Here is a 12,285-nt window from a genome sequence, read left to right as displayed (position 1 = left end):
GATCGCATGAGGCTGGGACAATTGATTGGCGGTGACGGGCAGGCGATCGTCACCGGGTTCGCCATCGATCACCGCAAGGTCGCGCCGGGCACGATCTTCGGCGCCTTCCAAGGCGCGCGCGTCAATGGCGAGGATTTCATCGCCGACGCGGTGCGCAGTGGGGCGATCGCCGTGGTGGTACGGCCGGGCGTCGCGGTCGAGGGCGCGCTGGCCATCGAGGACGAGACGCCACGCGAAAAGTTCGCGCAGCTCGCCGCCGCCTTCTTCGCGCCGTTTCCCGATGTCGCGGTCGCAGTCACCGGCACCAATGGCAAGACCTCGACGGTCGAGATGACGCGGCAATTGTGGCGGATGGCGGGCCATCATGCCGCATCGATCGGCACCTTGGGCGTCACGACGGCCGACGAGCGGGTGACCACGGGGCTGACCACGCCCGACGTCGTCACCTTCCTGTCCAACGTCGCCGGCCTGGCGCGCGAGGGCGTCACCCATCTCGCCTTCGAAGCGTCGAGCCACGGCCTGACCCAATATCGCACGGAAGGGCTGCGCGTCGCCGCCGCCGCCTTCACCAATCTCAGCCGGGACCATCTCGACTATCACGGCGACATGGGCGCCTATCTGACCGCCAAGCTGCGGCTGTTCTCGGAAGTGCTCGACCCCGCCGGCACCGCGGTGGTGTGGGCGGACGACATCCACGCCGATCGCGTCGTCGACCTCGCGCGGGCACGCGGCAATCGGCTGATCAGCGTCGGCGAGCGCGGCGCGACGCTGCGGCTGGCGCGGCGCGACCCGACGCTGCTGGGGCAGGGGCTGACGATCGAAGCCGATGGGCGGGAGCATCGCGTCACACTGCCGCTGATCGGCGGCTATCAGGCGGCGAACGCCTTGGTCGCAGCCGGGCTGGTGATCGCGACCGGTGGCGACGTGACGCGGACGATCGCCGATCTGGCGCGATTGCAGCCGGTGCGCGGGCGGCTGGAGCGGGCGGTGATTACGCGCAGCGGCGCGCCGGTCTATGTCGATTATGCCCACACTCCCGATGCGCTGGAGGCGGCGATCGCGGCATTGAAGCCTCACGCCGGCGGCCGGCTGATCGTGGTGTTCGGCGCCGGTGGCGACCGCGACCCCGGCAAGCGCGAGACGATGGGCCAGGTCGCGGGCACGCAGGCCGACGTTGCGATCGTCACCGACGACAATCCGCGGACCGAGAACCCGGCGGCGATCCGCGCCGAGATCCTGCGTGGCGCGACCGGCCTGCGCGAGATCGGCGACCGGCGCGCGGCGATCGCGGCGGCGATCGCCGAGGCGGGGCCTAAGGATATCGTGCTGATCGCCGGCAAGGGCCATGAGCAGGGCCAGATCGTCGGCGATCTGGTGCTGCCGTTCGACGATGTCGGCGTCGCGCGCGAGTGCGCGGCGTGAGGATGGTGGAGCAAGCGCTTCCCGTCCCGGGGAGGATCTGATGGCGCTCTGGACCGCCGCCGAAATCGCCGCGGCGACCTCCGGCATCGCTGCCGCCGACTTCGCCGTCACCGGCGTCGCCTTCGACAGCCGCGAGGTCGGGCCGGGCGATCTGTTCGTCGCGCTGACCGGCGAGAGTACCGACGGCCACCGCTTTCTCGACCAGGCCTTCGCCCAAGGCGCGGCGGGCGCGATCGTGTCGCAGGAGACGCCGCACCCGCACGTCCGCGTCGCGGACACCGCCGCCGCGCTGAACGACCTGGGCCGGGCGGCGCGCGCGCGGATGGCGGGCGTGGTGATCGGCGTCACCGGCTCGGTGGGGAAGACGAGCGCCAAGGAGGCGCTGTTCGCGGCGCTCGACCGGTCGCTGTCGGGTCGCGTTCATCGCTCGGTGAAGAGCTACAACAATCATACCGGCGTGCCGCTCAGCCTCGCCCGCATGCCGCGGGATACCGAGGTCGGCGTGTTCGAGATGGGGATGAACCATGCCGGCGAACTGGCTCAGCTGACCCGGCTGGTGCGACCGCATATCGCGATCGTCACCGCCATCGCGCCTGCGCACACCGCCTTCTTCCCCGACGAGAGCGCGATCGCCGACGCCAAGGGCGAGATATTTCAGGGGCTCGAGCCGGGCGGGACCGCGATCGTGCCCTATGACAGCCCGCATCGCGACCGGCTGATCGCCGCCGCCACGCCTCATGCGGCGCGGATCGTCACCTTCGGCCTCGACAAGGGCGCCGACGTCCATGCGCTGGAGGCGATGCGGCTGCCCACCGGCGGCACCTTCGTCTCGGCGCGGATCGGCGCGCGCGAGCTGTCCTTCACGCTGTCGCAGCCCGGGCTGCACTGGGTGTCGAACGCGCTGGCGGTGCTGGCGGCGGTCGACGCGGCTGGCGCCGACCTTGGCCTCGCCGGTCTTGCGCTCGCCGAACTCGGCGGCCTCATCGGGCGCGGCGCGCGCTTCCTCGCGCCGGCCGCGGGCGGCGAGATGCTGGTCATCGACGAAAGCTACAACGCCAATCCCGCCTCGATGCGCGCGACGCTGGCGGTGCTGGCGCAGGAGCCGGGGCGCCATCTGGCCGTGCTCGGCGAGATGCGCGAGCTGGGCGACGACAGCGACGCCTATCATGCGGGTCTGGCGGAGCCGATCGTCGCGGCACGCGTCGAAACGGCGCTGCTCGTCGGCGAAGCGATGACGCCGCTCGCCAAGGCCCTTGAGGGGCGCGTCGATGTCGTCCATGTGCCCGACGCCGCGACCGCCCTGGGCCGCCTTCGGGACCTGGCCCGTGCCGGCGACGCGGTACTCGTCAAAGGATCGAATGGGGTGGGGCTGTCGCGGCTGATCGCGGGCCTTGGGGGCGGAACTACCTGACATGCTGTATTGGATCGCCGAGCACCTGAGGTTCTCCGGGCTGCTGAACCTCATCCGCTACCAGTCCTTCCGGACCGGGGCGGCGATCGCCACCGCGCTGTTCATCGGCTTGATCATCGGGCCGCGGTTCATCGGCTGGCTGCGCGTGCGGCAGGGCAAGGGCCAGCCGATCCGCGCCGACGGGCCGCAGACCCACCTCGCCAAGCGCGGCACGCCGACGATGGGCGGGCTGATGATCCTGACCAGCATGGCGCTGTCGATCCTGATCTGGATGGACGTCGCCAATCCGTTCGTCTGGGCCTGCCTGTTCGTGACGCTCGGCTTCGGCGCGATCGGTTTCCTCGACGACTATGACAAGGTGCGCAAGGCGAGCACCGCCGGCGTGTCCGGGCGCACCCGGCTGCTGCTGGAATTCGCCATCGCCGGCATCGCCGCCTGGATCATCATGGGCCAGAACGGGCCGCATCTGTACCTGCCGTTCACCAACCGGCTGTACCTCGACCTCGGCTATTTCTACCCGGTGTTCGCGGCGTTCACGATCGTCGCCTTCGGCAATGCGGTGAACCTGACCGACGGGCTGGACGGACTGGCGACGATGCCGGTGATCATCGCCAGCGTCACCTTCGCGATCATCACCTATCTCGCCGGCAACGTGAAGTTCGCCGAATATCTGGGCATCGCGCACGTGCCGGGGGCGGGCGAGCTCGCCATCTTCTGCGGCGCGGTGATCGGTGCCGGCCTCGCCTTCCTGTGGTTCAATGCGCCGCCTGCCGCGGTGTTCATGGGCGACACCGGCAGCCTGGCGCTAGGTGGCGCACTCGGCACGATCGCGGTGGTGGCGCATCACGAGATCGTGCTCGGCATCGTCGGCGGCCTGTTCGTCGTCGAGGCGCTGAGCGTGATCATCCAGGTGTTCTTCTACAAGCGCACCGGCAAGCGCGTGTTCCGCATGGCGCCGATCCACCATCATTTCGAACAATTGGGCTGGAGCGAGCCGACCGTCGTGATCCGCTTCTGGATCATCAGCCTGGTGCTGGCCCTGGCCGGCCTGTCGACGTTGAAGCTGCGGTGAGAACGATGGCGTTCTCCACACGCCCACCGTCACCCCGGACTTGTTCCGGGGTCCACTGTTCCGCAGGGGCTGACAGCCTTGCGATCCTGGACGGGTGGACCCCGGAACAAGTCCGGGGTGACGGTGCGTGTTTGACGAGCGACGCCGCATGATCCTCTCCGCTGCCTGGGCAGGCCAACGCTACGCCGTGCTCGGTCTCGCCCGTTCCGGCATGGCGACGGTGCGCGCGCTTGCCGCGGCGGGCGCGCATGTCGTCGCCTGGGACAGCGATGCCGCGGCGCGCGAGCGGGCGGCGGCGGTCGATGGCGTCATCGTCCACGATCCGGCGCTGCTCGACCTGAGCGGGGCGGCGGGGCTGGTCGTCTCGCCCGGCGTGCCGCTCAACACCCATCCGCTGGTGGCGCAGGCTCGCGCGGCCGGCGTGCCGGTGATCGGCGACATCGAGCTGTTCGCCCAGGCGCGCGCCGAGCTGCCGCCGCACAAGGTCGTCGGCATCACCGGCACCAACGGCAAGTCGACCACGACGGCGCTGGTCCACCATATCCTGAAGACCGCGCGCGTGCCGACGCTGATGGGCGGCAACATCGGCCTTCCGATCCTCGAGCAGGCGCCGCTGGAGCCGAATGCGCAGGGGGGCGGCGTCTATGTGTTGGAACTGTCGAGCTACCAGATCGACCTGACGCAGAGCCTCGATTGCGACGTTGCGGTGCTGCTCAATATTACGCCCGATCACCTCGATCGCTACGATGGGTTCGAGGCGTACGCCGCGTCGAAAGCGCGGCTGTTCGCGATTCAATCGGCGGCGCATGAGGCCGTGATCGGCATCGGCGATACCGCCTCGGCGCAGATCGCCGGTACGCTGGCACCGCGGGCGGACCGGCTGACCAAGATCGCGGCCGGCCAATGCCTCGACCAATCGCGCTGGCCGGCGCTGCAGGGGCCGCATAACGCGCAGAACGCGCTCGCCGCGCTCGCCGTGGCGAAGGCGCTGGGGCTGGCGCCCGAGGCGATCGAGCAGGGACTGGCAACCTACAGCAGCCTCCCGCACCGCATGGAAACGGTCGCGACGCGCAACGGCGTCGCCTTCGTCGACGACAGCAAGGCGACCAACCCCGAAAGCACGGCACCGGCGCTCGGCGCGTTCGAGCGCATCCACTGGGTCGTCGGCGGCAAGCGCAAGGGCGACGACCTCGACGCCTGCGCACCGTATTTCGACCGCGTCGCCGCCGCTTATACGATCGGCGAAGCGGGGCCCTTGTTCTCCGACCTGCTGAAGGGACGCATCCCCGTGGTGGAACAGGCGGGCGACCTCGCCACCGCCGTCCGCCACGCCGCTGCGGCGGCCCGGCCGGGAGAGACCGTGCTCTTGTCGCCGGCCTGTGCTAGCTTCGACCAGTTCCGCGATTATGAGGATCGGGGGCGGGCATTCCGCGCCGCGGTGGAGGCATTGGACTGATGGCGACACGGACGGATGCGGTGCCCGGTGCGGGGCGCGACAGCCTGATCGCCAAGGTCAAGCGTCGCGGCGGGCGTGGCGATCGTTCGCCGCTCGGCACCTGGTTCTGGGACATCGACCGGATGCTGCTGCTGCTGACGCTGTTCCTGATCGCGATCGGGCTGGTGGCGGTGGCGGCGGCGAGCCCGGCGACGGCGGTGCGTTATTCGGGCGAGCACCACAAATTCACGCCGCTCTATTATTTTTGGCGGCAGCTGATGTGGGTTGGCCTGTCGCTGCCCGTGCTGTTCGGCGTGTCGATGCTGCCGGTCGCCACCGCGCGGCGGCTGGCGCTGGGCGGCGCGGCACTGTTCGCCTTCCTGCTCGCGGTGACGCCGTTCATCGGCGCAGTGCATAATGGCGCGCGGCGCTGGATCGGCGTCGGCATCGCCGAATTCCAGCCGTCCGAGTTCTTGAAGCCGCTGTTCATCGTCGCCGTCGCCTGGGTGCTGTCGCTGAAGGTCAAGGATCAGGAGCTGCCGACGGTGGTGATCACCGGCGCGATGACCGCCTTGGTCGCCGGCCTGCTGATGCTGCAGCCGGACTTCGGGCAGACGGTGATCTTCTGCTCGGTGTGGATGGCGCTGCTGATGATCGCGGGGACGCCGATGCGCGTGCTCGGCGGGATCATCGCCATGGTGCCGGTCGGGCTGGGCGCGGCCTATATGTTCTACAGTACGGCACGCGCGCGCATCGACGCCTTTCTGTTCCCGGGCGTCGACGGCGAGGGGGCGGGCGACCATTTCCAGACCAACGCCGCGCATGCGACGATCACCGCCGGCGGCTGGACGGGCACCGGGCCGGGCGGCGGCGTCGCCAAATTCGGCCTGCCCGAAGCGCATACCGATTATATTTTCTCGGTGATCGGCGAGGAGTTCGGACTGATCGCCTGCGCCGTGATCGCCGTCGTGTTCCTGGCGATCGTCGTGCGGGTCTTCGTCAAGCTGCTCGACGAGCAGGATGAATTCAAGCTGCTTGCGGCGAGCGGGCTGGCGGTGCAATTCGGTGCACAGGCGCTGGTGTCGATGGCGGTGAACACGGGGCTGGCGCCGTCCAAGGGGATGACGCTGCCGTTCATCAGCTACGGCGGATCGTCGATGATCGCGCTGTCGATCGGCATGGGGCTGCTGCTCGCCTTCACGCGGCGCAACCCTTTCCTGACGCGCAGTCCCTATGTGGTGAGATGGGGTTCGAATTGAGCAAGCATTACGTCCTCGCCGCCGGTGGTACGGGGGGGCATATGGTGCCCGCCGCGGCGCTGGCCGCGGAACTGACCAAGCGTGGCCACCGCGTCGCGCTGGTCAGCGATGCACGCGGCGTGCGCTTTCCCGGCCTGTTCGACGGCATCCAGACGCACGTACTGCCCGCCGGCCGCTTCCAGTTGAAGAGGCCACAGGGCTGGCCCGGTGCCGTGCGGGAGATGCTGCGCGGCCGGGCGATGGCGCGCGAATTGTACCGGACGTTCAAGCCGGCGGCGGTGATCGGCTTCGGCGGCTATCCCGCCTTTCCGGCGTTGCTGGCCGCGTTTGCGGAGAAGATCCCGACCGCTGTGCATGAGCAGAATGCGGTGCTGGGACGCGTCAACCGCGTCGTCGCCGGGCGGGTGGAGGCGATCGCGACCTCCTACGCGGACACCGCGCGGTTGCCGGCGAAGCTGGCCGGCAAGGTGCATCTGATCGGCAATCCGGTGCGCGAGGCGGTGCTCGCCTTGCGCGCCAAGCCCTTTCCGCTGCTCGAGGAGGACGGAATCTTCCGCGTGCTCGTCACCGGCGGCAGCCAGGGCGCGAGCGTGTTGAGTCAGGTGGTGCCCGACGGTCTGGCGATGCTGCCCGTCACCTTCCGCCGCCGGTTGCAGGTGACGCAGCAGGCGCGGATCGAGGATATCGACGCGGTGCGCGCCAAATATGCCGAGCATCAGATCCCGGCGGAGCTCGCCACCTATCTGCCCGACATGCCGGAACAGCTCGCCTGGGCGCATCTGGTGATCGGCCGGGCCGGCGCCTCGACGATCGCGGAGCTGACCGCGGCGGGGCGACCGGCGATCCTGGTGCCGCTGCCGTCCGCGACGGACGACCATCAGACCGCCAATGCACGCGAGATGACCAGGGCGGGCGGCGCGCGGACGATCCCGCAGGCGGAGTTCACCGCCAAGGAGCTCGCCAAGCAGATGCAGAAACTGGGCCTCGACCCCGCCGCACTCGAAAATGCGGCGGCGCGGGCGAAGAGCGTCGGCCGGCCGAATGCCGTCGGCGACCTCGCCGATCTGGTCGAGAGCCTGGATGCGCCGCTCGCCCGCTTGCCGGTCGGCAAGCCGGTCAAGCCGAAGCCCGTATTGGCGGGAGCGGGGGCATGATCCGCGGCGTCCATACCGACATCGGCCCGATCCATTTCGTCGGCATCGGCGGCATCGGCATGTCCGGCATCGCCGAGGTGATGAAGAACCTTGGCTATACGGTGCAGGGCTCCGACGTCGCCGAAGGCTATGTCGTGCAGGGACTGCGCGACAAGGGCATCGCGGTGACGATCGGCCATGCGGCGGAAAATGTCGCCGAGGCGGCGGTGGTCGTCACGTCAACCGCGATCACCCGCTCCAATCCCGAAGTGGAAGCGGCGCTGGAGCGGCGCATCCCCGTCGTTCGCCGCGCGGAGATGCTCGCCGAGCTGATGCGGCTGAAGCAGACGGTGGCGGTCGCGGGGACGCACGGCAAGACGACGACGACCTCGATGGTCGCGGCGCTGCTCGACGCGGGCGGGATCGACCCGACCGTGATCAACGGCGGCATCATCAACAGCTACGGATCGAACGCGCGGCTCGGCGCCTCCGACTGGATGGTGGTCGAGGCGGACGAGAGCGACGGCAGCTTCCTACGCCTCGACGGCACGATCGCGGTGGTCACCAACATCGATCCCGAGCATCTCGACCATTACGGCAGCTTCGACGCGGTCAAGGATGCGTTCGTCGAGTTCGTCGAGAACGTACCCTTTTATGGCGCGGCCTTGCTGTGCCTCGATCATCCGGAGGTGCAGAACGTGCTGCCGCGGGTGCGCGACCGGCGCGTCGTCACCTACGGTTTCTCGGCGCAGGCGGACATCCGCGGCACCGACGTCACGCCGGTGCCGGGCGGCAACCGCTTCGCCTGCGTGATCCGGCAGCGAGGCGGGTCGACGCGGACGATCGACAATGTCGAGCTGCCCATGCCCGGCCGGCACAATGTCCAGAACGCGCTCGCCGCGATCGGCGTCGCGCTCGAACTCGGCATCGACGATGCCACGATCGCCAAGGGCTTCGAGGCGTTCGGGGGGGTCAAGCGCCGCTTCACCAAGGTCGGCGAGATCGCGCTCGACGGCGGCAGCGTGACAGTGATCGACGATTACGGTCATCATCCGGTCGAAATCCGCGCGGTGCTCGCCGCGGCGCGCGAAGGCGCGCGGGGCCGAGTGATCGCGGTGGTGCAGCCGCATCGCTATTCGCGTCTCGGCAATCTGATGGAGGAGTTTCAGACCGCCTTCAACGACGCCGACCGCGTGCTGGTCACCCCCGTCTATGCCGCGGGCGAGGCGCCGGTGCCCGGCGTCGATGCCGAAGCGTTGGTCGAGGGGCTGAAGCGACGCGGCCACCGCTCCGCCGCCGTCGTCGCCGATGCGGATGCGCTGGCGACGGAATTGGCGGGGACGATCCAGGCGGACGATATGATCGTCTGCCTGGGGGCGGGTGACATCACCAAATGGGCGGCCGGACTGGCCGCGGCGATCGAGGCACGGCGATGAACGATTGGTTCGATGCAAGTCTGCGCTTCCAAAAGCAGATCCTCGACGCGCAACGCCGTACGCTGGAGGCGGGCAGCCAAGCGGTCGGGGCGGGCGATGCGCTGGTCCAGGTGCAGGAGGCGACGCGCAAGGCCGCCGAAGCCAACCTCGCGGCGTTCCAGGCCTGGGCGCGACTATGGGGTGCCGGGCCGTGGTGAACGCCGACGCCATCGCCATGCCGGCGGTCCGCGGCCGCCTGACCCGCAGCGCGCCGCTCGCGCCTTTGGTCTGGTTCAAGGCGGGCGGCGCGGCGGAATGGCTGTTCGAGCCGGCGGATGTTGACGATCTCGCCGACTTCCTCGCCGCGCTCGACCCTGCGGTGATGGTGATGGCGCTCGGTCTCGGGTCCAATCTGATCGTCCGCGACGGCGGCGTGCCGGGCGTGGTGGTGCGATTGGGCAAGGCCTTCGCCAAGGTCGAGGCGATCGACGCGACGACGCTGCGCTGCGGCGGTGGGGCGAGCGGCATCCTGGTGTCCTCGACCGCGCGCGATGCGGGCATCGGCGGCGTCGAGTTCCTGCGCTCGATCCCCGGCACGGTCGGCGGCTTCGTCCGCATGAACGGCGGCGCCTATGGGCGCGAGGTCAAGGACGTGCTGATCGAGGCCGATGTCGTTCTGCGCTCGGGCGAGCGGCGCACGCTGAGCCTCGGCGATCTCGGCTATACCTATCGCCATTCGGCGCTGCCCGACGGCGCGGTGGTCGTGTCGGCGATCTTCCGCGGCATGCCGGCCGAGCCGGCGGCGATCCAGACGGAGATGGATCGCATCGCCGCCGCGCGCGAGGCGTCGCAGCCGTTGCGGTCCAAGACCGGCGGGTCGACGTTCAAGAACCCGGACGGCCACAAGGCCTGGGCGCTGGTCGACGCCGCCGGCTGTCGTGGCTTGCGTCGCGGTGATGCTCAGGTATCTGAGAAACATACGAATTTCCTGCTCAACCTGGGTTCGGCGACGAGCGCGGAGATCGAGGGGCTGGGCGAAGAGGTGCGGGACAAGGTGAAGGCGCATTGCGGGGTGACATTGGAGTGGGAAATCCAGCGGGTGGGGGTGGGGGCGTGATTGGCGTGAATCCAGTCCTCCCCGGAACGGGGAGGGGGACCATGCGCAGCATGGTGGAGGGGGCTCTCCACCCGCGCTGCGCTCCATGGCCCCCCCCCTCCGTCAGCGCTCTGCACTGCCACCTCCCCGTGCCGGGGAGGATTTAATGCAGCCGCTCCACATCGCGGTCCTGATGGGCGGCTGGTCAGCTGAGCGTCCGGTGTCGCTGATGTCCGGCGCCGGCGTCGCCGATGCGCTGGAGGCGAATGGCCATCGCGTCACCCGCATCGACATGGGCCGGGACGTCGCGGCGCGGCTTGCCGAGGCGAAGCCCGACCTCGTCTTCAACGCCCTGCATGGCTCGCCCGGCGAGGACGGCACGGTGCAGGGCATGCTCGACCTGATGGGCATCCCCTATACCCATTCGGGTCTCGCCACGTCGGTGATCGCCATCGACAAGGTGCTGACCAAGCAGGCGCTGGTGCCGGCCGGCATCCCGATGCCGGGCGGCCGGGTAGTCCAGTCGGCGGACGTGTTCGAGGGCGATCCGATCGCGCGGCCTTATGTGCTCAAACCCGTCAACGAGGGCTCGTCGGTCGGCGTCGCGATCGTCACCGCGGACGGCAATTACGGCAATCCGATCGGCCGCGACGTGGAGGGGCCGTGGCAGGAGTTCGACGAGCTGCTCGCCGAACCCTATGTGCGCGGGCGTGAGCTGACGACGGCGGTGCTCGGCAACCGGGCGCTCGGCGTCACCGAGCTGAAGCCCAAGAACGGCTGGTACGACTTCGACGCGAAATATACCGACGGCCTGACCGAGCACGTCTGCCCCGCCGATATCCCGGATCATATCGCCGATGCGTGCAAGCGACTGGCGCTGGAGGCGCATCGCCTGCTCGGCTGCAAGGGCGCGAGCCGCTCCGACTTCCGCTGGGACGACGAACGCGGCGTCGACGGCCTGTTCCTGCTGGAGGTCAACACCCAGCCTGGCATGACGCCGCTCAGCCTGGTGCCCGAACAGGCGCGGCATATCGGCATGAGCTACGAACAGCTGGTTCAGGCGATCGTCGACGAGGCGCTCGCCGATGCGAAGGCGCGCGACGGATGAGCCGCACGATCAAGCGCGGCAGCCCGCCGCGCCGGCCCGCCCCGCGCAAGAAGCAGCCCGTCCGCAAGGTCGGGCTGTTCGAGCGTGCGGTCGGTGCGCTGCCGGTCAGCGAGACGACGATCCGCAAGGCGGCGACCTGGACGATCACCGGCGCCGGCGTCGCGGGCGCACTCGCCATCCTAACCTGGATCGGCATCCCCGGCATGATCGGCACCGCCGTCGCCGAAGGCGCCGGGCGCGCCGGCTTCCGCGTCGAGCAGATCGAGGTAACCGGCCTCAAGCGCATGGACCGGATGAGCGTCTATGCCGTCGCGCTCGACCAGCAGAGCCGCGCCATGCCGCTCGTCGACCTCGAATCGGTGCGCGAAAAGCTGCTCCGCTACGGCTGGATCGCGGACGCCCATGTCTCGCGGCGGCTGCCCGACACGCTGCTGATCGACATCGTCGAGCGCGCGCCCGCCGCGGTGTGGCAGGACAATGGCCAGCTGACGCTGATCGACAAGGATGGCGTGTTGCTGGAGCCGGTGCGGGCGGAGGCGATGCCGGATCTGCCGCTGGTCATCGGCCCCGGTGCCGATCGGCAGGAACCCGGCTATCAGGCGCTGCTGGCCGCCGCACCCGCGTTGAAACCGCGCGTCAAGGCGGCGACCTGGATCGGCAATCGTCGCTGGGACCTGACGTTCGACACCGGCGAGACGCTGGCGCTGCCCGAGGATGGGGCGCCTGCGGCACTGCTCAAGTTCGCGGAGATGGACGGGGCGCGGCCACTGCTTGGCAAGGGCTGGGTGCGGTTCGACATGCGCGATCCCGCCAAGCTCGTGGTACGACGGCCGGACGCCAGCGTCGTCCATGCCTTGCCCGACCCGAGCGAGACGGAAGCGCCGGCGCCGGCAAGCAGGACAATCGCATCGGCGGGGGCGTCCGATGGTTAAGG

11 protein-coding genes are annotated in these 12,285 nt (G+C 69.5%); all 11 read left to right on the top strand.

The window, feature by feature from the left end:
• Positions 1-6: 6 nt before the first annotated feature.
• Complete coding sequence (locus ACU5AX_RS13965; protein WP_446691434.1) at positions 7-1,422, top strand: UDP-N-acetylmuramoyl-L-alanyl-D-glutamate--2,6-diaminopimelate ligase; 1,416 nt, start codon at positions 7-9, stop codon at positions 1,420-1,422.
• A gap of 40 nt (positions 1,423-1,462) precedes the next feature.
• A complete protein-coding gene (locus ACU5AX_RS13960) occupies positions 1,463-2,833 on the top strand; it encodes a UDP-N-acetylmuramoyl-tripeptide--D-alanyl-D-alanine ligase (RefSeq protein ID WP_446691433.1) in 1,371 nt (456 codons plus the stop codon).
• Position 2,834: 1 nt separating this feature from the next.
• A complete protein-coding gene (gene mraY / locus ACU5AX_RS13955; RefSeq protein WP_446691432.1) occupies positions 2,835-3,905 on the top strand; it encodes a phospho-N-acetylmuramoyl-pentapeptide-transferase in 1,071 nt (356 codons plus the stop codon).
• A gap of 148 nt (positions 3,906-4,053) precedes the next feature.
• Positions 4,054-5,361: a UDP-N-acetylmuramoyl-L-alanine--D-glutamate ligase gene (gene murD / locus ACU5AX_RS13950; RefSeq protein ID WP_446691431.1), complete on the top strand. Its 1,308-nt coding sequence runs from the start codon at positions 4,054-4,056 to the stop codon at positions 5,359-5,361.
• Positions 5,361-6,599 carry an FtsW/RodA/SpoVE family cell cycle protein gene (locus tag ACU5AX_RS13945; RefSeq protein ID WP_446691430.1) on the top strand — a complete coding sequence of 413 codons (1,239 nt, stop codon included), beginning with the start codon at positions 5,361-5,363 and terminating at the stop codon, positions 6,597-6,599. The genes murD and ACU5AX_RS13945 overlap by 1 nt, the downstream gene beginning before the upstream one ends.
• On the top strand, positions 6,584-7,753 hold the full coding sequence (gene murG, locus ACU5AX_RS13940; RefSeq protein WP_446691429.1) for an undecaprenyldiphospho-muramoylpentapeptide beta-N-acetylglucosaminyltransferase: 1,170 nt from the start codon (positions 6,584-6,586) through the stop codon (positions 7,751-7,753). Before ACU5AX_RS13945 ends, murG begins: the two co-directional genes overlap by 16 nt.
• Positions 7,753-9,168: a UDP-N-acetylmuramate--L-alanine ligase gene (murC, locus tag ACU5AX_RS13935; RefSeq protein WP_446691627.1), complete on the top strand. Its 1,416-nt coding sequence runs from the start codon at positions 7,753-7,755 to the stop codon at positions 9,166-9,168. Before murG ends, murC begins: the two co-directional genes overlap by 1 nt.
• Entirely contained in the window at positions 9,165-9,365 is a 201-nt protein-coding gene (locus tag ACU5AX_RS13930) for a hypothetical protein (RefSeq protein WP_232474232.1), read from the top strand. Before murC ends, ACU5AX_RS13930 begins: the two co-directional genes overlap by 4 nt.
• 17 nt (positions 9,366-9,382) lie before the next feature.
• Complete coding sequence (gene murB / locus ACU5AX_RS13925; RefSeq protein ID WP_446691626.1) at positions 9,383-10,264, top strand: UDP-N-acetylmuramate dehydrogenase; 882 nt, start codon at positions 9,383-9,385, stop codon at positions 10,262-10,264.
• A gap of 145 nt (positions 10,265-10,409) precedes the next feature.
• Positions 10,410-11,351 carry a D-alanine--D-alanine ligase gene (locus ACU5AX_RS13920; RefSeq protein ID WP_198354777.1) on the top strand — a complete coding sequence of 314 codons (942 nt, stop codon included), beginning with the start codon at positions 10,410-10,412 and terminating at the stop codon, positions 11,349-11,351.
• Complete coding sequence (locus tag ACU5AX_RS13915) at positions 11,348-12,283, top strand: cell division protein FtsQ/DivIB (protein ID WP_446691428.1); 936 nt, start codon at positions 11,348-11,350, stop codon at positions 12,281-12,283. Before ACU5AX_RS13920 ends, ACU5AX_RS13915 begins: the two co-directional genes overlap by 4 nt.
• Positions 12,284-12,285: the final 2 nt, after the last annotated feature.

The organism is Sphingomonas benefaciens, assembly GCF_052907485.1.
The sequence above is the reverse complement of the archived record's forward strand: the minus strand, read 5'-3'. Positions and strand labels throughout refer to the sequence as shown.